The sequence below is a fragment of the Rhizobium sp. FG113 genome, assembly GCF_057809895.1.
In genome coordinates, this window is the sequence record NZ_JBMDKV010000021.1 from 75,037 (window position 1) to 96,266 (window position 21,230).

Annotated in this window: 22 protein-coding genes, 1 tRNA gene and 1 pseudogene; 11 read left to right on the top strand and 13 right to left on the bottom strand. The window is 60.8% G+C overall.

Annotated elements, in window-relative coordinates; genetic code table 11:
- A complete protein-coding gene (cyoB, locus tag ACODTZ_RS31025) occupies positions 1 to 2,001 on the bottom strand; it encodes a cytochrome o ubiquinol oxidase subunit I (RefSeq protein ID WP_112981574.1) in 2,001 nt (666 codons plus the stop codon).
- Positions 1,988 to 3,142: a ubiquinol oxidase subunit II gene (cyoA, locus tag ACODTZ_RS31030; RefSeq protein WP_489030512.1), complete on the bottom strand. Its 1,155-nt coding sequence runs from the start codon at positions 3,140 to 3,142 to the stop codon at positions 1,988 to 1,990. Before cyoA ends, cyoB begins: the two co-directional genes overlap by 14 nt.
- A gap of 222 nt (positions 3,143 to 3,364) precedes the next feature.
- On the opposite strand from cyoA, the gene ACODTZ_RS31035 reads away from it, so the two are divergent.
- Positions 3,365 to 3,805, top strand: coding sequence for an NUDIX hydrolase (locus tag ACODTZ_RS31035; RefSeq protein ID WP_489030514.1), 441 nt, complete (start codon positions 3,365 to 3,367; stop codon positions 3,803 to 3,805).
- A gap of 134 nt (positions 3,806 to 3,939) precedes the next feature.
- On the opposite strand, the gene ACODTZ_RS31040 is transcribed toward ACODTZ_RS31035, so the two are convergent.
- The gene (locus tag ACODTZ_RS31040) at positions 3,940 to 4,995 is read right to left on the bottom strand and encodes an aldo/keto reductase (RefSeq protein WP_489030515.1); all 1,056 of its coding nucleotides are present in this window, start codon (positions 4,993 to 4,995) and stop codon (positions 3,940 to 3,942) included.
- 100 nt (positions 4,996 to 5,095) lie between these two features.
- On the opposite strand from ACODTZ_RS31040, the gene ACODTZ_RS31045 reads away from it, so the two are divergent.
- Positions 5,096 to 5,686, top strand: a complete 591-nt coding sequence (locus ACODTZ_RS31045) for a TetR/AcrR family transcriptional regulator (protein ID WP_489030517.1) — start codon at positions 5,096 to 5,098, stop codon at positions 5,684 to 5,686.
- A gap of 56 nt (positions 5,687 to 5,742) precedes the next feature.
- Positions 5,743 to 6,102 carry a hypothetical protein gene (locus tag ACODTZ_RS31050; protein WP_489030519.1) on the top strand — a complete coding sequence of 120 codons (360 nt, stop codon included), beginning with the start codon at positions 5,743 to 5,745 and terminating at the stop codon, positions 6,100 to 6,102.
- Positions 6,103 to 6,305: 203 nt separating this feature from the next.
- Here ACODTZ_RS31050 and ACODTZ_RS31055 read toward each other — a convergent pair whose 3' ends face one another.
- Both ACODTZ_RS31055 and ACODTZ_RS31060 read right to left on the bottom strand, forming a co-directional pair.
- Positions 6,306 to 6,434, bottom strand: coding sequence for a hypothetical protein (locus ACODTZ_RS31055; RefSeq protein ID WP_018899769.1), 129 nt, complete (start codon positions 6,432 to 6,434; stop codon positions 6,306 to 6,308).
- A gap of 157 nt (positions 6,435 to 6,591) precedes the next feature.
- Complete coding sequence (locus tag ACODTZ_RS31060) at positions 6,592 to 7,446, bottom strand: LysR family transcriptional regulator (protein ID WP_111563399.1); 855 nt, start codon at positions 7,444 to 7,446, stop codon at positions 6,592 to 6,594.
- A 113-nt stretch (positions 7,447 to 7,559) separates the two neighbouring features.
- On the opposite strand from ACODTZ_RS31060, the gene ACODTZ_RS31065 reads away from it, so the two are divergent.
- Positions 7,560 to 8,564 carry a bile acid:sodium symporter family protein gene (locus ACODTZ_RS31065; RefSeq protein WP_489030522.1) on the top strand — a complete coding sequence of 335 codons (1,005 nt, stop codon included), beginning with the start codon at positions 7,560 to 7,562 and terminating at the stop codon, positions 8,562 to 8,564.
- A gap of 105 nt (positions 8,565 to 8,669) precedes the next feature.
- Here ACODTZ_RS31065 and ACODTZ_RS31070 read toward each other — a convergent pair whose 3' ends face one another.
- Positions 8,670 to 9,137 carry an Hsp20 family protein gene (locus ACODTZ_RS31070; RefSeq protein WP_018899772.1) on the bottom strand — a complete coding sequence of 156 codons (468 nt, stop codon included), beginning with the start codon at positions 9,135 to 9,137 and terminating at the stop codon, positions 8,670 to 8,672.
- Positions 9,138 to 9,609: 472 nt separating this feature from the next.
- On the opposite strand from ACODTZ_RS31070, the gene ACODTZ_RS31075 reads away from it, so the two are divergent.
- Together ACODTZ_RS31075 and ACODTZ_RS31080 are read left to right on the top strand one after the other, a co-directional pair.
- Positions 9,610 to 10,584: an alpha/beta fold hydrolase gene (locus tag ACODTZ_RS31075; RefSeq protein WP_489030524.1), complete on the top strand. Its 975-nt coding sequence runs from the start codon at positions 9,610 to 9,612 to the stop codon at positions 10,582 to 10,584.
- A gap of 183 nt (positions 10,585 to 10,767) precedes the next feature.
- Positions 10,768 to 11,532, top strand: a pseudogene (locus ACODTZ_RS31080) (cell wall hydrolase); the annotation flags it as partial.
- Positions 11,533 to 11,962: 430 nt separating this feature from the next.
- On the opposite strand, the gene ACODTZ_RS31085 reads toward ACODTZ_RS31080, so the two are convergent.
- The 5 genes from ACODTZ_RS31085 to ACODTZ_RS31105 form a co-directional block, all read right to left on the bottom strand.
- Positions 11,963 to 13,654: a methyl-accepting chemotaxis protein gene (locus ACODTZ_RS31085; RefSeq protein WP_489030526.1), complete on the bottom strand. Its 1,692-nt coding sequence runs from the start codon at positions 13,652 to 13,654 to the stop codon at positions 11,963 to 11,965.
- 267 nt (positions 13,655 to 13,921) lie between these two features.
- Positions 13,922 to 14,695 carry a histidinol-phosphatase gene (gene hisN, locus ACODTZ_RS31090; RefSeq protein ID WP_489030528.1) on the bottom strand — a complete coding sequence of 258 codons (774 nt, stop codon included), beginning with the start codon at positions 14,693 to 14,695 and terminating at the stop codon, positions 13,922 to 13,924.
- A gap of 289 nt (positions 14,696 to 14,984) precedes the next feature.
- On the bottom strand, positions 14,985 to 15,644 hold the full coding sequence (locus tag ACODTZ_RS31095) for a nucleotidyl transferase AbiEii/AbiGii toxin family protein (protein WP_489030530.1): 660 nt from the start codon (positions 15,642 to 15,644) through the stop codon (positions 14,985 to 14,987).
- Positions 15,641 to 15,901 (bottom strand): hypothetical protein, encoded by a 261-nt coding sequence (locus ACODTZ_RS31100; RefSeq protein WP_489030532.1) that lies wholly within the window; start codon positions 15,899 to 15,901, stop codon positions 15,641 to 15,643. The genes ACODTZ_RS31095 and ACODTZ_RS31100 overlap by 4 nt, the downstream gene beginning before the upstream one ends.
- A 73-nt stretch (positions 15,902 to 15,974) precedes the next feature.
- On the bottom strand, positions 15,975 to 16,856 hold the full coding sequence (locus tag ACODTZ_RS31105) for an N-formylglutamate amidohydrolase (protein ID WP_018899777.1): 882 nt from the start codon (positions 16,854 to 16,856) through the stop codon (positions 15,975 to 15,977).
- Between the two features lie 187 nt (positions 16,857 to 17,043).
- Between ACODTZ_RS31105 and cpdR1 the strand changes: the two genes are divergently transcribed.
- The 3 genes from cpdR1 to ACODTZ_RS31120 all read left to right on the top strand — a co-directional run bounded on the left by cpdR1 (position 17,044) and on the right by ACODTZ_RS31120 (position 18,216).
- Entirely contained in the window at positions 17,044 to 17,406 is a 363-nt protein-coding gene (cpdR1, locus tag ACODTZ_RS31110) for a response regulator CpdR1 (protein WP_003542883.1), read from the top strand.
- Positions 17,407 to 17,489: 83 nt separating this feature from the next.
- A tRNA-Val gene (locus ACODTZ_RS31115) sits at positions 17,490 to 17,564 on the top strand.
- 286 nt (positions 17,565 to 17,850) lie between these two features.
- Positions 17,851 to 18,216: a hypothetical protein gene (locus ACODTZ_RS31120; protein ID WP_018899778.1), complete on the top strand. Its 366-nt coding sequence runs from the start codon at positions 17,851 to 17,853 to the stop codon at positions 18,214 to 18,216.
- A 155-nt stretch (positions 18,217 to 18,371) separates the two neighbouring features.
- Here ACODTZ_RS31120 and ACODTZ_RS31125 read toward each other — a convergent pair whose 3' ends face one another.
- Positions 18,372 to 18,707 carry a hypothetical protein gene (locus ACODTZ_RS31125; protein ID WP_489030535.1) on the bottom strand — a complete coding sequence of 112 codons (336 nt, stop codon included), beginning with the start codon at positions 18,705 to 18,707 and terminating at the stop codon, positions 18,372 to 18,374.
- 218 nt (positions 18,708 to 18,925) lie between these two features.
- Between ACODTZ_RS31125 and ACODTZ_RS31130 the strand changes: the two genes are divergently transcribed.
- Entirely contained in the window at positions 18,926 to 19,405 is a 480-nt protein-coding gene (locus ACODTZ_RS31130) for a hypothetical protein (RefSeq protein WP_018899780.1), read from the top strand.
- Positions 19,406 to 19,417: 12 nt separating this feature from the next.
- Here the strand turns inward: ACODTZ_RS31130 and ACODTZ_RS31135 are convergent, their stop codons facing one another.
- Complete coding sequence (locus ACODTZ_RS31135; RefSeq protein ID WP_489030537.1) at positions 19,418 to 20,176, bottom strand: hypothetical protein; 759 nt, start codon at positions 20,174 to 20,176, stop codon at positions 19,418 to 19,420.
- A 291-nt stretch (positions 20,177 to 20,467) separates the two neighbouring features.
- Here ACODTZ_RS31135 and ACODTZ_RS31140 point away from each other — a divergent pair, with 291 nt between their 5' ends.
- Positions 20,468 to 21,031 (top strand): dual specificity protein phosphatase family protein, encoded by a 564-nt coding sequence (locus ACODTZ_RS31140; RefSeq protein WP_489030539.1) that lies wholly within the window; start codon positions 20,468 to 20,470, stop codon positions 21,029 to 21,031.
- Positions 21,032 to 21,230 lie beyond the last annotated feature (199 nt).

Below are 21,230 nucleotides of genomic sequence, written 5' to 3' on the forward strand. Positions count from 1 at the left end.
TCAGGCCCTCGCTGCCGGCTGCTGCGCACGCTTGCCTTCGGTAAGCGCGATCGCATCGGCCGGGATGTAGTGATCGCGGCTGTAGTTGAAGGTGTGGACGATCGAGACGACGAGGATGCCGGCGAAGCTGATGGCAGCCAACCACCACATGTACCAGATCATGCCGAAGCCAAGTGCCGTGGCGAGTGCCGCAACGACGACGCCGGTGGCGGTGTTGCGCGGCATGTGGACGGGGCGGAAGCCTTCGGTCGGATGCTTGTAGCCATGCTCCTTCATGTCGTGCCAGGCGTCGAGTTCGTAGACGACGGGCGTGATCGCGAAGTTGTAGGCAGGCGGAGGCGACGTGGTCGACCATTCCAGCGTACGGCCATCCCAGGGGTCGCCGGTGACATCCCGCAGCTTGTTGCGCTTCACGATGCCCATGACGATCGCCATGACGAAGCCGAGCACACCGATGAGGATGATCACGGCGCCGATCAGCGCGATGACGAAGTAGGGCTGCAGCGTCGGATCGTCGAAGTGGTTGACGCGGCGGGTGGTGCCCATCAGGCCGACGATGTAGATCGGCGTCCAGGCGACCCAGTAGCCGATGACCCAGCCCCAGAAGGCAACCTTGCCCCAGAACTCGTCCATCTTGAAGCCGAAGGCCTTCGGGAACCAGTAGGTCATGCCGGCGAAGAGACCGAAGACGACGCCGCCGATGATGGTGTTGTGGAAGTGCGCCACCAGGAACAGCGAGTTGTGCAACACGAAGTCGGCAGCCGGCACGGCGAGAAGCACACCCGTCATGCCACCGACCACGAAGGTCAGCATGAAGGCGACGACCCACATCATCGGCAGTTCGAAGCGGATTTCGCCGCGGAACATCGTGAACAGCCAGTTGAACACCTTGGCCCCGGTCGGAATGGCGATCACCATCGTGGCGATCCCGAAGAAGGCGTTGACGCTCGCACCCGATCCCATGGTGAAATAGTGGTGCAGCCAGACGAGGTAGGACAGGATGGTGATGACGACCGTGGCGTAGACCATCGAGCCGTAGCCGAACAGGCGCTTGCCGGTGAAGGTCGAGGTGATTTCCGAATAGATGCCGAAGGCCGGCAGGATCAGGACGTAGACCTCGGGGTGACCCCACATCCACACCATGTTCCAGTACAGCATCGCATTGCCGCCGAGATCATTGATGAAGAAGGCGGTGTCGAGATAGCGGTCGAGCAGCAGCAGGAAGAAGGCCGCCGTCAGCGCCGGGAAGATGGCGATGGCGAGAACGTTGCTGCAAAGCGCGGTCCAGGTGAAGACGGGCATCTTCATCAGCGTCATGCCGGGCGCGCGCATCTTGATGACGGTTGCGACCATGTTGACGGCCGAGAGCGTCGTGCCGATGCCGGCAATTTCGAGCGACCATAGATAATAGTCGACCCCGGTATCCGGACTGAAGGCCTTTTCCGCCAGCGGCGCGTAGGACAGCCAGCCGGTGCGTGCGAATTCGCCGACGAACAGCGAGATCATCACCAGCACCGAACCCGCGACCGTCAGCCAGAAGCTGAGGTTGTTGAGATAAGGGAAGGCGACGTCGCGCGCGCCGATCTGCAGCGGCATGACGAAGTTGACGATGCCGACGACCAGTGGGATCGCCACGAAGAAGATCATGATCGTCCCGTGGGCGGTGAAGATCTGGTCGTAGTGGCTCGAGTGCAGGAAGCCCTCGTTGCCACCGAAAGCAATCGCCTGTTGCAGGCGCATCATCACGGCATCCGAGAAACCGCGCAGCAGCATGATGATCGCCAGCACGATGTACATGATGCCGATCCGCTTGTGATCGACGGAGGTGAACCACTCCTTCCAGAGATAGCCCCAGAGCCGGAAATAGGTGAGTGCTGCGACGATGATCAGACCGAGCGCGGCGACCGCGATGAAAGTGCCGACAAGGATCGGCTCGTGGATCGGCAGCGATTCGAGCGTAAGCCGCCCGAAGACTGTCGTGGTGAAGCTATGGTCTTGCATTGGAGCCCTGCTGTTCAGGCGCGGCGAGCGCGCCACTGTTGGTGCCAGTGTTGGTGCCGGTGTTGGTGTGGTCATGAGCGGCCGGAACGGCGGCGGTGACGTCGCCGGATGTCGAGGTGTGGCTCATGGATGGCATGCCCTGGCTCATCTGCCCTTCGCTGACTTTCATCGACGAGTGATCCATGGGCTGCGGCGCGAACATGCCGCCATTGTCGCGATCAAGCGCGCGATCCTTCTTCATGATGTCGGCGGCGCATTCGGTGCCGGCGACCACGCAACGATTGAGAACGCGATCAAAGAGACCGGAGGCGACGGTGGAGAAGTGCATGACGGGCACCTTCTCGCTCGGCTTGTCCAGTTCGACGTAACGATCGGTCGACAGCGTCTCGCCCGCGGCCTTTATCCCCGCGGCCCATTGGTCGAACCCTGCCTGATCGACACCGTGCAGCTTGAACCGCATGTCGGAATAGCCGGCGCCGGTGTAGTTGCCCGAATAGCCCCAGCTGTCGCCCGGTTGGTTGAGCACGGCGTGCAGCATCGATTTCATGCCCGGCATCGCATAGATCATGCCCGCCAGCGTGGGCGCCGAGAAGGTGTTGAACTGGTTGGTCGAGGTGATGGAGAAACGTACGGGGACATCGACCGGGAGGGCCAACTCGTTGACGGTCGCGATGCCTTGTTCGGGATAGATGAAGAGCCACTTCCAATCCATGGCGACGACCTGGATATCGAGAGGCTTGTGGTCCTTGGCCAGCGGCTTGTCGGCGGAAATTCGATCGAGTGGGCGGAAGGGATCGAGGCTGTGGGTGGTGATCCAGGTGACCACGCCGAGACACGCGATGATCATGAGCGGGATCGACCAGACCACCAGTTCGATCGGCGTCGAATGGGTGAAGTTCGGATCGTACCTGCCGGGCGCCTTGCCCTTGCGGTATCGGAACGCGAAGACCACGATCAGGGTCAACACCGGAATGACGACGAGAAGCATCATGCCGAGTGCGACGAGGATGAGGTTACGCTCCTGAAGAGCGATATCCCCCGTTGGGTTCATCACCACCATATTGCAACCGCTGAGAGGAAGCAGCGCAAGAGGTGCGACAAACCGGCGAAAATTTCGTGATATGAATGTTTTCTGGCGCATGCCCGGAAGCTATGTCGCCCCCCGCGCGGCAGCTTTGACATAGATCAAACTTTGATCCCGATGACCGGGGATTTCGCTGCGACATTTTTGTGTGCCGGCCGAAAATCGCGCAGTCCGGTCTCAGTCGCCACCAAACCAGCGCGCGGCGGCTTCGTGCCAAAAGCGGTCGTAGAGAGTCGCGTCGAGCGTGCTATGCTACACGAGGATGCTAGGAGATTTTTTATGCGTTCACGACCTTCTGCTCGACTATTGGTCATCGACCAATTTGATTGCGTCCTGCTTTTCAAGTTCTCCCATGCCGAGGGTCCATTGATTGGTAAAGCATATTGGGCAACGCCGGGTGGTGCTGTCGACAAGGGCGAAACCTTTGAGGCGGCTGCATTGCGCGAGTTGGAGGAGGAAACGGGCCTTGTTGGCTTGGATTTAACCGGCGAAGTTGGTCGGCGGTCCTTTGAACTTCCTCTAACGAACGGCGAGGTAGTATGGGCCGAAGAAAGGTTCTTCGGTGTCCGGGCCGAACGGAGCCCCATCTCCGACATAGGTTGGACCGAGAATGAACGAAAGGTGATGGCCGATCATCGCTGGTGGTCTAAACAGGAGCTTCGAGAGACCAGCGACACCGTTTTCCCTGATGGCCTCATAGACTTGCTAGCGAAGGTATGACCGCAAAGGGCCGATGGCCGACCTTCAGAGCCGGCCGCTTCGCGCCAACAGCGGTCATTACAGCATGGCGGCCCATCGGCCGACAAAGCGGCCGATGAACGGCTCATCGCGATTGGAATGCACGGCAGCTGAACTCAAGCGGCGGTTTCAGCAGGCATGTCGATCTGATCCATCTTCCCGGCAGTGATAAGATCCTGAATCCGAGGATCGTCAAGCACAGTGTGAGGATAGCCTCGCGCAATAGCACTGACGTGCTCCAATCTGGCAATCTGCGTGGGAGCCAGCCTGACCTTTGACGCAGCGAGATTGGTGTCGAGCTGCGCCAGCGTTCGCGGCCCGATAATCGGCAGAGATCCTTTTGCCGCGACCCAGGCAATCGCGACTTCTCCAGGCGTCACGCCGATCTCTGCAGACACGGCGATAAGCGTGTCGATGATCGCCGTGCGTTGCGGGGTGTTCTCCGGCTGGAAACCCGCACCAGCCCAAGCTTCGTCGCGCCGTGCGTTATCCTTTACCTGACGGTATTTACCGGTCAGGACGCCGCCCCCGAGGGGCGAATAGGCAACCACGCCAATTCCAAGCGCCTGAGCGGCAGGTATCAGATCCTGCTCGGTTGCCCGTTGGACTAGGCTGTGTTCGACTTGGATTCCGGCGATCGGAACCGAGCCGCGGATCTCCGCGATAGTTGCAGCGCGGGCGACACGCCAGGCGGGAAAGTTCGAGAGGCCGGCATAAAGAATTTTTCCCGCCCGTACGAGATCGTCGAACCCACGAACGAGCTCTTCCAGCGGCGTGACGCCATCAGAGACATGCGCCCAGAAGAGATCGATACGATCTGTTTTCAGGCGCTTTAGGCTTGCCTCCACCGAGGACACCATAGCTTGCCGGCTGTTTCCGGTGACGAGAATTCCGGAACTTGCATTCGTTTTGACGGCAAATTTGGTCGATAGGACGAATTCATCTCGTCGTCCTCTCAAAAGGTCGCCGAGCAGCTCTTCGGACTGCCCTTCCTGGTAGCCGTTTGCCGTGTCGATGAAGTTGCCGCCGGCATCGGCATAGGCGTCAATGATGCGACGAGATTCCTCCGAGTCGGCGCCGTGTCCGCCCCAGGCCGTCCCGAAGTTCGCTGTACCCAGGACATATTCGGACACCCGTAATCCCGTCTTCTTACCAAACAACTTGTAACGCAAGAGAACATTCCTTCTTGTGGATCATATGGTGGTCGCGTTATATCAAACGGGCCACTGATCCATATAAATGGGCCAATGGCCCGTTTGTCAAGGAGAAGCGATGCGCGCGGATGCCAGGGAGAACTACAACCACTTGCTTATGGTCGCGCGCGCTGTCGTTGCGGAGCAAGGGGTCAACGCATCGCTGCGCGACATCGCACGCAGGGCAAATATCGGCTGGGCAACGCTGTCGCGTCATTTTCCGACACGCGAGGCGTTGCTGGATGCCTTGCTGCGTAGGAGTTTGGAGGAATTGACCCAAAGAGCGGACATGCTCGAAGCGTCGCTGTCGTCAAAAGACGCTCTCGTGATCTGGCTTCGTGATGCTGTTTCTTTTGTGCAGATCTACAGCGGTGTTGTGACGATGATGGCCTCGGCATTGGCCGACCCCGAGTCTGCACTCCATGCCTCCTGTAAAGATCTACGCGAGGCGGGTGCGCGTCTTCTAAAACAGGCGCAGGCGGACCAGGTGGCTCGTCGCGACTTGGATGGAAACGATCTTTTCGCGTTGATCGGCGCTCTCGGCTGGATCGGCGATCAACCGTCATTCGCATCACGCAGCAACGATCTTTTTAAGCTTGTTGTTGGTGCAATCCTCACCGAAAGAGTTGCGTTGGAGAGGACCATCGATGCGGATTCGACGTCTGCCTAGGGCCGACTGCGGTCTTCCGCTTCGCGCCAATAGCGGTCATTTGCTATCAGAGTTAGATGGAACCCGAACAAACACAGGCGGAGCGCGCAATTGGCATGGAGTGGGAAAAAGTTCTGGAAACGGTCGAAAATTTCTCCGGGCGTATAGGCATATCCACAAAGTCTGTGGTCGCATCCTTTGTAAGCTTCGCAAGCGCAAATTTGGTGTCACCGTCCGAAGTTTTGGAGGGTGCCTTTCCAACAGTGCGCATATGCTGGGATGATCCGCTGATGGAGGTGGAAATTTTCGACAGCTCTTTTGAGACATACGATTTCCGCGTCATACCCGCAGGCATCGAGGAATTCGATGTTGTTGAAATTGGGCAGCTTCCCGACGCATTTCTAAAATCTTTGGATCCTTTAAGGCTAGCTCCATAAATATGTGTTCTGCCATCAGAAGGCTATGTCCGCTTCGGGCCGACTGCGGTCATCGGTGGCAACGGCTACCTAAGTCTGGAAAATCGCATCCGGTGAAGGCAACACCGCGAAAACCATGGCGATAATGCGTGAATGACAATGGTGATCCGCGCCCAAGGGCGGGATCACCACTATCGAGATCGTCTTCTGATTCTCGTGAACGTCTAATTCTGATGCAGCATCACGGCGGAGGGCGGCGCCCCGTTATCCGTCGTCTTGCTATCGTGGCCGGCCACGACGATGAGCATCACGCAGGCGACCAGCCCGGAGACGAAGAGCGCTCCATATACCATCGTCCGTTCTCCCTGTAGCCCCGAACGTCGACCTTGAGCGAGGATCAAACTAAGGGGTCCAAGGTAACCAGAAGCCTAAGCGACAGGGTTGAAGGATACTTAAAATGCCTGGCAATCGATTAACCACATATCGTGCCATCCGAGCGGCCATACGATCTCAGCTCGACCTGAGGCTCCGGACCTTGGAAAGAATATCGTCCGACAGCGCCGACACCAGCGCCTGGTCCGCACCCTTGCGCGGCACCAGCACGAACTCGACATCCTCGAGCACCGGCAGCTTGCCCTTGCCGATCACCTTCAGCCCCGATGGCGCCATGCTGCGTGGTTGCACGAGCACGCCCATCCCGGCGCGCGCCGCCGCCGTCAGACCGCTGAGGCTCCCGCAGGTGCAGACGATCCGCCAGGAAATCTGGTGCCGTCCCAGCGCCTCCAGCGAGATAGCCCGCGTCACGCTCGGCGGCGGAAAGGCGATCAGCGGTAAAGGCGACGCGCTCATGATATGGTCGGGGTCGCGCGCCAGCCACACCAGCGGCTCGCGATAGACCAGCCGCCCGCGCGCGTCGCCCAGCCGCCGCTTGGCGAGCACCAGATCGATCTCGCCATTGTCCTGCATTTCATAAAGCACACCCGAGAGCGCCACCGTCAGCTCCAGATCGACCGACGGGTGCGAGCGCACGAAATCCTCAAGCACGCCGGGCAGCTGGCTGGTGACGAAATCCTCAGAAACCCCGAGCCTCAGCTTGCCGCGCAGGCTTGGCCCGCCAAACAGCGACTGCACCTGCCCTTCGATCGAGAGCATGGCGCGCGCATGCGACAGCAGCGCCTCGCCATCCGTCGTCAGCACCACCTTGTGCGTATCGCGCGCCAAGAGCCGCCGCCCGACCGACGTCTCCAGCCGCTGGATATGCTGGCTCACCGTCGATTGCCCAAGCCCCAGCCGCTCGGCGGCCAGCGTGAAGCTCCCCATCTGCTCGACGGCGACGAAGCTGCGCAATTGCGTAAGATCAAGCATGATTATCCCGCGTCGTGATAACTGTTATTTCTTGCATCGCGTATCATAATGGAAGAAACAGAATTGATCCATCAAAAGCCGGCTACAATGCCGAACAAGCCGAGACCAAGCCCATGCGCCGTTTCCTGCCCGATACTTTCACGATCCTCCTGGTCTGCACGGTCATCCTTGCATCGATCCTGCCGGCGAGCGGCGCCTTCGCCGGCTATTTCGGCACGGCGACCACCATCGCGATCGCGCTCCTCTTCTTCCTGCATGGCGCCCGCCTGTCGCGCGACGTGGTGATTGCGGGCCTGCTGCACTGGCGGCTGCATCTGGTGATCCTGCTCACCACCTTCGGCGTCTTCCCGCTGCTCGGCATGGGTCTCGGCTTCATCCCAGATTCGATCCTGCCGCATTCGCTTTATCTCGGCATTCTCTTCCTCTGCGTGCTGCCATCAACCGTACAGTCCTCGATCGCCTTCACCTCGATGGCCGGCGGCAACGTGCCGGCCGCGATCTGCTCGGCCTCGGCGTCGAACATCTTCGGCATGTTCCTGACCCCGCTCCTCGTCGGCCTGCTCTTCTCGGTCGGCGGCCATGGCGGCTTCTCGTGGGATGCGCTGCTGCAGATCTTCACGCAGCTGCTGCTGCCGTTCATCGTCGGTCAGGCGTTGCAGCCCTGGATCGGCGACTGGATCCGCGCCAAGAAGAAGATCCTGATGCCTGTTGATCGCGGCTCGATCCTGATGGTCGTCTACCTCGCCTTCTCGACCGCCGTCGTCGAGGGTCTGTGGCACACCTTCTCGCTGTCCGACATCGCGGTCGTCATCGTCGCCGACATGGTTCTGCTGGCACTCGTGCTCTGCGCCACCACCTTCGGCAGCCGCCTGATGGGCTTCAACGAAGCCGACCAGATCACCATCACCTTCTGCGGCTCGAAGAAGAGCCTGGCGAGCGGCGTTCCCATGGCCAACGTCATCTTCGCCGGCCAGGCGATCGGCGCCATCGTCCTGCCGCTGATGCTCTTCCACCAGATCCAGCTGATGGTCTGCGCTGTCATCGCCCAAAAATACGCCGCCGCCCACCACCGCCGCGCCACCGCCGCCGAGGTGGAACAGGCCGCCAACCCGGCATGACCGGTCGCGCCGCATCGGCGGCGTGACCCGACAACAAAAAAGCGGCGCCCCGTGGGGGACGCCGCCTCGTTGCCATATCCTGGGAGGGATTGGTTCGTTGGTGACTTAGTTGGTGACCTGGGCCTCGATGGCCTTCGGCGCGCTCACCGGTTCGGCGGCGATCGCGATCTTGCGGGGCTTCATGGCCTCGGGAATGCTGCGAAGAAGGTCGATATGGAGCAGACCGTTCTTCAGCGAAGCAGCCGTCACCTCGACATGGTCGGCGAGTTGGAAGCGACGTTCGAAGGTACGCTTGGCGATACCTCGATAGAGGAATTCGGAGCCTTCCGCATTGTCTTCATTCTTCTCGCCCTTGACGGTGAGAGCATGGGCCTGCGCTTCGATCGAAATTTCGGTTTCGTCGAAACCGGCGACGGCCATGGTGATGCGGTAGGTGTTTTCACCGGTGCGTTCGATATTGTAGGGCGGATACGTCTGGCCCTGGTCGGGCTGGCCCAGGCTGTCGAGCATGGTGAAGAGACGGTCGAAACCGACGGTGGAACGATAGAGGGGAGAGAAGTCTACGTGACGCATGATGTCCTCCTGAGGAAGCGACTGATTGCGATAAATTGCCCCAGAAACCCCTTGATCGGCAGCTTCGGGACGGTTCCGCGGACCCGTTCTGGCGTCCGCTACCATGAGATGGGGATGGCTTTTTCGGACTTCAAGACCCTTTCTGAGGGCCGCCCACAACCACTGAAAATCCGCGGCCAGCCACCGTGAACCGCGCATGAACACCTAGTTCGGCATCCGTTCAGACGCGTGGGCCTAAAGATTGCGTCATCGGGTTACACTGGCTCGATGGCTGGAGTGTATCGTCCCTTCGTCTTCAGCCCGATCTCCGGCCGGCACTGCGCTCCCCTCAGGTCCCGCATGCCGGCCACTTTTTTGAGCGGGCGCCGGCGACGCGCACCTCAGGAACGCTTTTTTCTTTGATTTGACAGGCCGATCGCCTATCCGCTTTACTTCTATTCCGAATCCTTTCGAAGGGCGCGCGCTGACGGCTATGGAACAGGTTCTGTTTTCGACACCCGGCAATCCGGTTCCGGAAAATCGCACGGAAGGCTTCTTCGAGACGCATGACGGCCTGAAGCTGCGCTACGCCGTCTTCCGCTCCCAGGCACCCGTTGCCAAGGGCACCGTCGTGCTTTTGCATGGCCGCAACGAATTCATCGAGAAATATTACGAAACGATCCGCGACCTGACCGACAAGGGCCTCTGGGTCGCCACCTTCGATCTGCGCGGCCAGGGCAATTCCGACCGCATGCTGAAGAAGCGTCACTACGGCCATGTCCGCCGCTTCGTCGATTACGAGCATGACCTCGATACCTTCCTCGAGAAAGTCGTGCTGCCCGATACCCGCCTGCCCTTCTATATGTTGGCTCATTCGACCGGCGCGCTGATCGCGCTGTCGGCCGCTCCTTATCTGACGACGCGCATCGAGCGCATGGTGCTGACGGCGCCCTTCATCGGCCTCTCGGGTCAGGTAGCCTCCGCCGGCACCATCCGCTGGCTCGCGTCCGCGGCCTGCGCGCTCGGCCTCGGTTCGCACCCGCTGTCGCGCAAGCTCAGGGAAAAACCGTTCCGCGACAATCCGCTGACATCGGACGAGGTCCGCTTCGAACGCAACGTAGCGATCGCTCAGGCAAATCCCGATCTCACGCTCGGCCCGCCCACCGCGCGCTGGCTGGTCGAATCCTTCAAGACCATCGAGCGCGTGACAGCACCGAACCACCTCTTTTCGATCACCATCCCGACCGTCGTGATAGCCCCGACGCGCGATACGATCGTGCCTTACATCGCCCAGGAGCGTCTCTCGCGCTATTTCCGCGCCGGCCAGCTGGTGCCGATCAACGGCGCTCGTCACGAAGTGTTGCAGGAACGCGACGTCTACAGACAGGCAGCACTTGCCGCCTTCCACGCCTTCATTCCGGGCGCGGATGCCGAGGTTTCCGAGGAATTCGAAGGCTTCGGCACCTGAGCCGGAGCGCCTTAGGCGGGTCCCATTCCGCGCCCCACTTGTCCAGCATCGTGAAGTTCCGGCCGGCCCGATCACATTTTGAGACAAAAATGTAACGCGGTGTTTGAATTTTTACGATTGTAAGATAATAGTTACCCACTTTTTCGATAAGGGCTGAACTAATCACATAGGGGGCACCTGGCGTTGAGGGCGCATTACGTATTGGGACGATCTCTCTTCGGGATCATGATTGTGGGCTTAGCTGCCACGGGCTGCACCAGCACGCCAAAGACCACAGGCAGCATTCAGACGACCAAGCGTCTGCATACCGGCACGCCCGGTAAGGTCACCTACAATTACACGACGGAAGACCGAACCTGTCTCAAGCGGGCGATGTATTTCGAATCGCTGCATTCCGATCACGACGGCTACATGGCTGTCGGCAGTGTCGTGATGAACCGCCTGACATCCCCGGCCTATCCCAAGTCCATTTGCGGCGTCGTTTCGCAGGCCAAGCAGTTCGCCCCCGGCGTCATGACCCGTGAGGTCAAGGCCCAGGCGGAGCCCGATCTCAACGCGGCCGCCGACGCACTTTTGAAGGGTGAGCGCAATCCCGCCGTCAAGGAAGCCATGTTCTTCCACACCGACGGCATGAAGTTCCCCTACGACAACATGCACTACGTGACGGTTGCCGGCGGCAATGCCTTCTACGAGAAGCGCGGTGCCGATGGCGAGCTGCAGACCCCCTCGCCGCTCCCCGCCTACGAAGTCGCGATGAATTTCGTGCCCGCTCACAGTCAGATGGCCGCGCAGTTCGAGCTGCTGACGCCAGCCGCCTCGCCGGCCCGCGAGCCGATCCCGATGGCGCAGGGCGTCGTCGAAACCGCATACGAAGCACCGGAAAGCGTCCCCGTACCGCAGGCCGCTCCCATGCAGACGACCGCCGAAGCGGTCCGCATGGAACAGCCGCAGGTTCAGCAGGCACAGGTACAGACCGCCCAGCTTCAGCCGGCGCAAACTCAGCAGCCGCAATTCCAGCAGGATCGGTTCCAGCAAGCTCAGCCGCAGCAGGCGCAGGCCAAGCAGCAGCACGTGCTGCAGGTTCCAGTCCAGCAGGCCTATGTCCCGTCCGAGCCGGCGCCCGCCGCCTTCGAGGCCGTTGCCTACACCGTGCCGACGGCAGTGGCCGTGCCGACGCCGCGCCCGGCGGCCTTCGACACCGCCCGCATGCGCGGCGGCATCGGCGGCTGATCTCAGCCTTAGGAGATGACCGAACAAAAAAGGGTTCCAGCCTGCCGGCGGAACCCTTTTTCTTTGCCTATCTGTCTGGACTGTCAGGCGGTCGGCCCTTCGCCCCGCCCCAATGGCGCGTCATCGCCGACGCGCCAGATCGCGATCGTCAGGCAACCCTGGCCAGCGGCGTCATGCCCCGCGCGCTTCGCTCGTCGCCGACCTTGAACTGGCCGATCAGCTCGAACAGCGCGCTCGCCTCCGCCGCCAGCTTGCGGCTGGCGGACGCGGTCTGCTCGACCATCGCCGCATTGCGCTGCGTATCCTGATCCATCGACATCACGGCCTCGTTGATCTGGCCCAGCGCCTGCGATTGCTCGCGCGCTGCCACAACGATGCCCGAGACATTGTCGTGCACCTGCAGCACCCGCGTCGCGATCGCCTCCAGCGCCGCACCGGTCTTGTCCACCAACGCCACCCCATCACGAACCGAGGCTTCGCTATCGTGGATCAGCGCCTTGATCTCCTTGGCCGCATCGGCCGAACGCTGCGCCAGCTGTCGCACCTCTTGTGCCACGACCGCAAACCCCTTGCCGGCTTCCCCGGCACGCGCCGCCTCGACGCCAGCGTTCAGCGCCAGAAGATTGGTCTGGAAGGCGATATCGTCGATGACGCTGACGATGCCTGCGATCTGGGTCGAGGAACGCTCGATCCTGGCCATGGCGTCCACCGTCTGCTTGACGACATCGGCGGAATCCTGCGCGCTCTTCGTCGTGTCGTCGACAAGCCGCCCAGCATCGGCCGCCCGGCGCGCCGAATCCGAAACGGTCGTGGAAATCTCGGTCACCGCCGCCGCAGTCTCCTCGACGGAGGAAGCCTGCGATTCCGAACGGCGGGCAAGATCGTCGGACGCCGCACTGATCTCGCGCGTTCCCGATGCGATCTGCGTCGCGTTCCTGGCGATCGCCTGCATCGCCGCCCGCAACCGGCCGATCGAAGAGTTGTAATCGGTGCGCAGCGTCTCCAGCGAGGCGATGAAGGGCTTTTCGATCGTCTGGTCCAGATCGCCATCCGCCATCGCCTGCAGGCCAACGGCGAGTTCGTTGACGGCCCGCACCCGCTCGCTGACATCGGTCGCGAATTTGACGACCTTGAACACCTTGCCGCTCATGTCGAAGATCGGGTTGTAGGAGGCCTGGATGAACACCTTGCGGCCGCCCTTGCCGATGCGCGCGAACTCGTCGGCGGCGAACTGCCCGGCCGCTAGGCCGCGCCAGAATTCCTTGTACTCCGCACTTGCGGCATAGGCCGGATCGCAGAACATCGAATGATGCCGCCCGCGGATTTCCTCCAGCGTATAGCCGAGCGTCTTCAGGAAATTCTCGTTGGCTGTCAGGATATGGCCGTCCGGCGTGAACTCGATCGTCGCCTGCGCGCGCGAGAGCGCATCGAGCTTGCCGGCATCTTCAGCACTCTTCAGCTTCGTATCGGTAATCACGGTGGCGAACTTCACGACCTTGTAGGGTGTGCTGCCCTTGAAGACCGGATTGTAGGAGGCCTCGATCCACACCTCGCGCCCACCCTTGGCGATGCGCTTGTACTGCCGACGATCGAACTCGCCCTTGTTCAGGCCCTTCCAGAAGGCAGCGTACTCCGCGCTTCGAGCCTCTTCCGGATCGACGAACATACTGTGGGGTCGCCCGACGATCTCGATCAGGCTGTATCCCATGGCCTGACAGAAATTCTCGTTGGCGAAGAGGATCTTGCCCGCCATGTCGAACTCGATCACGGCCTGGGAACGGCTGACGGCATCAAGAACGGCCTTGGCGCCCGCGGCGGATCCGAAAGAAAAAAGCTGCATTATAATTTGCCTCAAACCGAAATGCGGACCGCCGAAAAAGCAAAGGTCCATAAACATTCATTTCAGCGGCAAGATTTGCAGCGAAGTCTTTCCGTTCAATTAATGTTCATCCCCTGCGAGCATGGTCTCGGTCAAGTAACCGCATGTTTTCGCGAAACAAACAACCGATGAGAGATCACATCGATCGATAACAACCAATGCTATTGAACATTGTCTAAACCTAACAAAACCGGGCCTGATCCTGCTCGGTTCTGAACAACCCTCGGTTTAGCGTCGCAGGATCGCCACCGCCGCGTCATAGACCGCCTGGCTGCCGGCGGCGATGATCGAGCCGCCATTCTCCGGCCGCCCGCCATCCCAAGTGGTGATGATGCCGCCGGCCTTCTCGATGACGGGAATGATGCCGCCGACGTCGTAGGGCTTCAGGCCGTTTTCGACGACGAGATCGATATGCCCAGCCGCCAGAAGTGCATAGGCGTAGCAATCGGTGCCATAGCGGAAGAGCCGCACCTGGCTCTCGATCTCGCGATAGCGGTCCATCTCGGTGCCGACGAAGAGATGCGGCGAGGTGGTGAACAGGATCGTATCGGCAAGCCCGGCGCAATCGCGCACCTGAAGCTTCCGCTCGCCCTCAGGACCAGTGTAATAGGATCCGCTCTCATCGGCGAAATAGCGCTCGCCGGTAAACGGCTGCTCGATCATCCCCATGATCGCCCGACCGTCTCTGTAGAGGCCGATCAGCGTCCCCCAGACGGGAACGCCCGAGATGAACGCCCGCGTGCCGTCGATCGGATCGATCACCCAGACATGCTCGCGATCGAGCCCGACATTGCCAAACTCCTCGCCGAGAATGCCGTGCTCGGGAAAATGCTGTTCGATCAGCGCCCGGATCGCCACTTCGGCCGCACGGTCGCCCTCGGTGACGGGGTCGAAGCCGGATGCAAGCTTGTTCGTCACGCCGGTCCCGGAGCGAAACCGCGGCAGTGTCTCGGCCTTGGCGGCTTCCGCGAGTCGATTGAAGAAGGTGCGATCAGGAAACATGAGGGACATCCGTGTGAGACTGTCGATGCCGCTTTCCATAGCCGAAAAGGCCCGTTTTGCAAACGGAAGCAGCAATTTTTAGCCGGCTGCACATATTTTGCGCACCGCAATAAAATGATTGACAATTGTGCACTGCAATAGTAACGTCTCCCTACAGTCTTCTGACTGTAAATACCCTCCTTGGGTGTTTCCTCCCTAGACTTGGACCGCCGCAAGGCGGTCTTTTTTTGTCGGGTTGGAATGGCAACCAAGAGGAACCGCCGAAGTCCGCAACTTTGACGCTGAAAAGCTACACCATCTTCAAGACAGTATTAGTACGCTGGATCGCCGTCGCCGCGACATGCTGAAACGCCGGCCGGATCATCAGCTGAGCGATAGCGGCCGAGACGAAATCGGCATTGAGCCCGGCAATTGCTGACAACGTCGCCTCGACATGCGGGCGATAACCCCGAAGCTCCTCAACGAGCTCGCGCTCATGGCTCTCGGCAGCGGCGGCAATGTCAAAAATGTCACGGGGTCGAATGGACGACCCGCGATAATAGATCTTCTTGGCAACGATCTCGGGCACTGTCTCCAGAAGTACATCCAAATTCTCGACGGAGGCCCGAGCATAGGGAACGGACGTCAGTCCTTGAGCGACGATAAAATCGATCTCCCCGACCCCAGTGAAGGCAAACTTCTGGAACTTGACGCCATCCCCCTCGTACCCGTCGGGAAAGACATCGAACTTCAATTCGGCTTTCGCGGGATCGAGATAGCCCAGCACCTGGGCATCTGGCAGGAAAATATCGACGTCATGACTGTCCCGATGCTCGATCTGCAGCATCATCGCGGTGCCACCACCGAAGGACCACTCGTCGATAATAGGATAGGCGCGATTGACCTGATCGATCAGGCTTGTCGCGATGCGGAAAAGCCGCCTCCAATCCGGAGGACCGCCGATCGTCACGCCGCCAACGGGTAGGTTTCGCCGGAATAGACGGAGAACGCCCTGGCGGCCTCCACCAATTCAGGCAGCGAAATGCCGACCGAGGCCGCGAACGCCGCCTGAAGCTGCGGGGTCACCTCCGCGAAGAAGGACGACATGTGGCCGGGTACGGTCGTCGCCTCACCCGCATGCGACAGATAAAACGCCAACTCAGCGGCCGTCAGCTTGCGCCCGTAAGGCGCATTGACAGTTCCCAAAACCGTAGCTGCGATATCCATCGTCACCACCATTGACCGATAGCCAAAAAATAGAGCCAGCCGGCCCCAGCGTCAACGCGCTCGGAAAACCACCCTACTCCGCCGCCAGCGCTGTATCGCCGGCGAACTTGGCGACGTAGTCGGCCATCTGGCGCATGAAGGAAGTGATCGCGGCGGCCACGAGCGGGAAATCGGCGCGGCGCTCGAGCGTCACCTCGTCGACATAGATCGAGCGGTTGACCTCGATCTGCAGCGCGTGCAGGCCGCGCGAGGGGCGGCCGTAATGCTCGGTGATGAAGCCGCCGGCATAGGGCTTGTTGCGGATCGCGGCAAAGCCCATCTCCTCGAAGATGCTGACCGCCATGCGCGACAGCTCGGCCGACGCGCTCGTGCCGTAGCGATCGCCGATGATGAAATCCGGCCGCGACGTGGCGCCCGCGACGCGAATATTGCCCGGCATCGAGTGGCAGTCGATCAAGACGCCGAAGCCGAACTGCACATGCGTGCGCGCGATCAGCCGGCGCAGTGCGGCGTGATAGGGCTTGTAGACGGCCTCGATCCGATCGAGCGCCTCCTGCACCGGCAGGCGACGCGCGTAGATCTCCATGTTCTCGGCAACAATGCGTGGGATCGTCCCGAGCCCGCCGGCCACGCGCAGCGAATTGATATTGGCGTAGGCAGGCAGGAGCCCGTCGAACATGCGCGGGTCGAGCTCGTAGGGCTCGCGGTTCACATCGAGATAGGCGCGCGGAAAATTGGCGAGCAGCAGCGGCGCCCCAAGCGCGCCTGCCGCCGAAAACAGCTCGTCGACATAATGGTCTTCCGAGCGGCGGATCGAAATCCCCTGCAATCTCGATTGCGCGATGAATTCTGGCGGATAGATGCGGCCGCTATGGGGGGAATTGTAGACGAATGGAATGGTGTGCGACGCGGGTTCCCGTATCTCAAAAAGCTCGTACGCGGGAATCTCGTCCACCTGTTTCCCTCTTAACCATGCTGGCAGGCAGCTATCGCGCCCATGTTGCCAGTTGAAGGCCGCCAAGTCCATACTATCTCATGGGGATGACGCTTTGCACAGGCGCTTCACCGGTTGTTTACCGGCCGAAATCTAGTGTAAATGACCAATACTCACGCATAAATTCCACTGATCAGCGGTCTGGATAATGACTCAGAAGATACTTCTTGCAGAAGACGACAACGACATGCGCCGCTTCCTTGTGAAGGCGCTCGAAAAGGCAGGCTACAAGGTCCTGTCCTACGACAACGGCGCCAGCGCATACGACCGCCTTCGCGAAGAACCCTTTTCCCTTCTTCTCACCGATATCGTCATGCCCGAAATGGACGGCATCGAGCTGGCGCGCCGCGCCACCGAACTCGATCCCGACCTCAAGGTGATGTTCATCACCGGTTTTGCGGCCGTGGCACTCAACCCTGATTCGAAGGCACCGAAGGACGCGAAGGTCCTTTCCAAGCCTTTCCACCTCCGCGACCTCGTTGACGAAGTCAATAAAATGCTTGCGGCCTAAGGGTTCTGTGGGCCCATGTCACAAATCTGAAAAAGGCCTATTGACGGCCAAATAGGTTTGTGGTCTATGCGCCGACATCGGATGGGCGTGTAGCTCAGCGGGAGAGCACTACGTTGACATCGTAGGGGTCACAGGTTCAATCCCTGTCACGCCCACCATCCAGATTAGACTGAATAGTCAAGGGCTTAGCGAGAAATCGCTGAGCCCTTTTTCGTTTCGGCAATCGGCTATCCAAAGCGCGCAATCGACGCTTCGTCGGCGAAATGTTTTTCATGAGGCGACGCGGCCTGCGCCGATCCGCCGGGCGCGACAGGCCCCGACCCACTCGCTTCAAGACCTGTCCACACCCCAACCTCGTTCAGAATCCATTAAGCCAACCAATGCCATCTTCTGGGCATGTTGAGTGGCTATCGAGCCTCTCGATCTTAACGGAGACGCATGCGAATGAAGAAGATGGCTCTGTACGCCGTGGTTGCCGCAACCACGTTCAGCAGCGTCCTGGCGACCACCGCGCCGGCAATGGCGCAGTATTACGACCGTCGCCCGCCGGGCTATGGCTACCGCGACCAGCCGCCACCCCCACCCCCGCGCCGCCACCATCACAACAATGATGGCGCCGTTATCGCCGGAGGTCTTGCGGCTGGCGTTATCGGCGGCCTGATCGGCGGCGCGATTGCCAACGGCAATTCCGGCCCGCGCTACATCGACCCGCCACCGCCGCCCCCGCCGCGTTGCTGGTTCGAGGATCGCCAGGTCCAGAACGCCTATGACGGCGGCTACCACATGGAAAGCATCCGCGTCTGCCGCTAACGATGTCGGGCATTGTGCCCGGCACCAAAGCAGCAACCACCGCCCCGGTCTCCGGGGCGTTTTGCTGTCGGGCATCGGGCAAGGCAGGCGCGCAAACGAAAAGAGGCCCGGCGGATGGGCCGGACCTCTTCATGTCGAGCGTATCGCGCGAACGCTTATTCGTGGATCGTATAGGAGCCCATTTCGCAGAGATCCTGCGTGTCGGTGGTCGTGTCGAGGTTGGAGCCTTCCTCGAACTCGAATTTCATGTCGTATTTGCAGACGTCGCGGCCGTCGCCGATGGTGATGTCCATGCTCTCGCCCGGGGTCAGCACCTGCTTACCGAAGACGTCGTCTTCCCACTCGTTGACGCCAACGGGCGAGGTATAGAAATTGGTGAGCACCGAGTTGGTGCCGTTCTTCAGCGTGAAGACCAGGTCTTCCGCGTGAGAGACGCCTGTAAATGCCAGAAATGCGATGGCGGAGACCGCCGACAGCGTGATGTTTCTCATGTTTCCCCTCAAAACGCCCCACACGGGGCGCGACGGTCTTATTATCGGATGAGCATATGTAAAAGTGGTTTCGGCAGCCATTTCTGGTGGCTTTTCTTGGACTGCGAAGTTGTGTGCCAAGACATTGAAAGTCTAGCGTGCTGACCAATTTCGAACACAGTAGAATGTCATGGCCTCGGTGCCGTGGCGACACGCTTTAGGCATGACGAGGTATTGAAATGAAACTGGTAATCTTGACCGCCGGCGCGCTTCTGTCGGCATCGATCGCGCAGGCAGCGGGCACGGCACAGCAGAACTTCCCCGGCGCGCCTGGCGCGCTAACGCTGGCCGGCCGATGCAGCAAGCTCGTCGTCGGCAAGGTCGATGTCTCCAAGCCCTGCCAAAACGAGATCGCCAGCGTTACGCTGGTCAACGGTCAGGTCACCTTCATCTTTTCCGCAGAAGGCAAGATGCTCGGCTTTCAGGGCGACGGCACCAAGATCAAGCCGGCATCAGCGGGCAATGTCACGCTGCCGCTTGATATGGTCGTGACGGGCGCCGGCCAGAAGATGACCGGCCAGGTCAAGGTCTCGGGAAGCTGCACGCTCGGCAACCCTTATGACGGGAAGCCGGTCGCAATCGAATGCAGCGCCAAGAGCACCGACACGGCCTTCTCCGCCGTCTTCAAGACCAACGGCAAGGCGCCGAAGCAGAAGTAGGTTAAACGATCCTCAGGCGCACCAGGCGCCCTTGCCGGGCTTGCGCGCCAAGCCTTCGTCCACCAGCTGCGCGCCGATCGAGCGACCGTCGCGCGAGATGACCCGGGGTGCGGCCCCCTTGTCGGGCTGGCCGGCGGCGTTCATCGAGAACGACCCGGCATTCAAAAGGTTGAGCAGCCGGAGCTTGGCCGCGAAGCCCGCCTTGCGTTCGCCGTCGCAACGCGCATTGTCGATGCCGGGGCTGACGATATCGGCAATCACGATCTTCTCGCCCTTGTACCAGAAGGTGCTGCCGTCGGCGACGCAGTTGATATGCTCGCCCTGCCCGCAATAGCCGAAGGCAGCCTTTGCGGATTGCGTCTGCGCCGGTGAAATGGAGACTGGCGAGATGGACGCCGGCTCCGCCCTTTCGGAAGCCGGCCCCTTGGACGACGGGATCGGCACTGCCGCCGGTGGCACGATCTTCGAGACCGGCGCGATCGACGCCGTCTGCCTCGGCCCCGTATCACGGCTCGTATCCTTGATGGCCTCACGTACCGCATCGCGCTCGCGCGGCGTGTTCTTCGCCACGCTGACCGGCCGCGAGGCCGATGGCGAAGGCGCATGCGAAGCGAGCAACGGCTTCACGCTCTTCCAGTTGTCGTAGACGGCGATGCCGCCAAAGGCGAGCGCACCCACGACCACCCAGGGAAGCGCGCTGCCGCCTCCGCTCTTTCTCGCTCCCGCCCGCGAGCGTGTCGATGTCTTGCGGCGTGTCGCTGTCTTGGCCATGGCGTCCCGATTCCCGTGATGGCCGATTATCGCCGCGCAATCCTTTCCGAAAGGTTGGCAAGCGCCATTTGTCCCCCGCAGGTTTCGCCCCCTAAGTTTCCCGTGAGAAGTTTCGCTTACCCCGCCGCCACATCATCGCGCCATTTGCCCGCTAGAGCCCACCGCTCACGTTTCGTTGAAGAGGCTGGTCGTCGAAAACGCTGGCACGGCGCGATCCGGCTGCCTATTTGAGGCGTGGTTGCTGTGACAGAGGCGCTGGAACAGCCACGACGACGGCTGAGAAGTGAAGGCATGACGCGTAAATATCTGAAATTTCTGAAGTGGCCCGCGGGCCTCGCGCTTGGCGCGGTGCTCCTGGTCCTCGGCCATGCCGGCATCGGCCAGCTCACCGGAAATTTCCACGAAGTCATCCCCGGCGAGCTCTACCGCTCGGCCCAGCCGAGCGGCACTGACATCGCCACCTATGCCGATACCTATGGCATCAAGACCATCGTCAACCTGCGCGACGAGGAGCGCACGGACTGGTACCACAATGAAGCGGCCGCCGCTGAGAAAGCCGGCATCACCCTGATCGATTTCCCGATGTCCTCGTCGAAGCTATTGCCGATCCCCGAGGCCGAGCGCCTCGCCAAGCTGATGGCAGATGCGCCCAAGCCGCTCCTCATCCACTGCGAACACGGCGCCAACCGCACGGGCCTGGCATCGGCCATCTATGTCGGCGCCGTCGGCAAGCTCAGCGAAGCCTTCGCCGAATTCCAGCTCAGCCCCTACTTCGGCCACTTCGCCCTCCCCGGCATCGGCCGCTACGAACTCACCCGCTCCTGGGACGCGTTTGAAGAAACCATCGGGTTTTGAGGGTGCTGGCAGCCTTTCGTGCCAGCATGCCACCACGCCAACCACACCCAGCGACGTCATTCTCGGGCTCGTCCCGAGGATCTAAGCACGCCGCCGCCAGCACAACGGTCATGGACAGCCCACCGGCGTTAAAATCCATGCCCTTCCAGCCCAGACCAACCCTCGGCAGATCCTCGGGACGAGCCCGAGGATGACGTTG

Excerpts from the sequence above, each read along its gene's own strand:
- ACODTZ_RS31125 (WP_489030535.1), bottom strand. The coding sequence starts at position 18,707 with ATGAGAAACATCACGCTGTCGGCGGTCTCCGCCATCGCATTTCTGGCA.
- ACODTZ_RS31120 (WP_018899778.1), top strand. The coding sequence starts at position 17,851 with ATGAAGAAGATGGCTCTGTACGCCGTGGTTGCCGCAACCACGTTCAGC.
- ACODTZ_RS31075 (WP_489030524.1), top strand. The coding sequence starts at position 9,610 with ATGGAACAGGTTCTGTTTTCGACACCCGGCAATCCGGTTCCGGAAAAT.
- ACODTZ_RS31130 (WP_018899780.1), top strand. The coding sequence starts at position 18,926 with ATGAAACTGGTAATCTTGACCGCCGGCGCGCTTCTGTCGGCATCGATC.
- ACODTZ_RS31140 (WP_489030539.1), top strand. The coding sequence starts at position 20,468 with ATGACGCGTAAATATCTGAAATTTCTGAAGTGGCCCGCGGGCCTCGCG.
- ACODTZ_RS31065 (WP_489030522.1), top strand. The coding sequence starts at position 7,560 with ATGCGCCGTTTCCTGCCCGATACTTTCACGATCCTCCTGGTCTGCACG.
- ACODTZ_RS31085 (WP_489030526.1), bottom strand. The coding sequence starts at position 13,654 with ATGCAGCTTTTTTCTTTCGGATCCGCCGCGGGCGCCAAGGCCGTTCTT.
- ACODTZ_RS31055 (WP_018899769.1), bottom strand. The coding sequence starts at position 6,434 with ATGGTATATGGAGCGCTCTTCGTCTCCGGGCTGGTCGCCTGCGTGATG.
- ACODTZ_RS31035 (WP_489030514.1), top strand. The coding sequence starts at position 3,365 with ATGCGTTCACGACCTTCTGCTCGACTATTGGTCATCGACCAATTTGAT.
- ACODTZ_RS31135 (WP_489030537.1), bottom strand. The coding sequence starts at position 20,176 with ATGGCCAAGACAGCGACACGCCGCAAGACATCGACACGCTCGCGGGCG.
- hisN (WP_489030528.1), bottom strand. The coding sequence starts at position 14,695 with ATGTTTCCTGATCGCACCTTCTTCAATCGACTCGCGGAAGCCGCCAAG.
- cyoB (WP_112981574.1), bottom strand. The coding sequence starts at position 2,001 with ATGCAAGACCATAGCTTCACCACGACAGTCTTCGGGCGGCTTACGCTC.
- ACODTZ_RS31060 (WP_111563399.1), bottom strand. The coding sequence starts at position 7,446 with ATGCTTGATCTTACGCAATTGCGCAGCTTCGTCGCCGTCGAGCAGATG.
- ACODTZ_RS31050 (WP_489030519.1), top strand. The coding sequence starts at position 5,743 with ATGGAACCCGAACAAACACAGGCGGAGCGCGCAATTGGCATGGAGTGG.
- ACODTZ_RS31045 (WP_489030517.1), top strand. The coding sequence starts at position 5,096 with ATGCGCGCGGATGCCAGGGAGAACTACAACCACTTGCTTATGGTCGCG.
- cpdR1 (WP_003542883.1), top strand. The coding sequence starts at position 17,044 with ATGACTCAGAAGATACTTCTTGCAGAAGACGACAACGACATGCGCCGC.
- ACODTZ_RS31070 (WP_018899772.1), bottom strand. The coding sequence starts at position 9,137 with ATGCGTCACGTAGACTTCTCTCCCCTCTATCGTTCCACCGTCGGTTTC.
- ACODTZ_RS31100 (WP_489030532.1), bottom strand. The coding sequence starts at position 15,901 with ATGGATATCGCAGCTACGGTTTTGGGAACTGTCAATGCGCCTTACGGG.
- cyoA (WP_489030512.1), bottom strand. The coding sequence starts at position 3,142 with ATGCGCCAGAAAACATTCATATCACGAAATTTTCGCCGGTTTGTCGCA.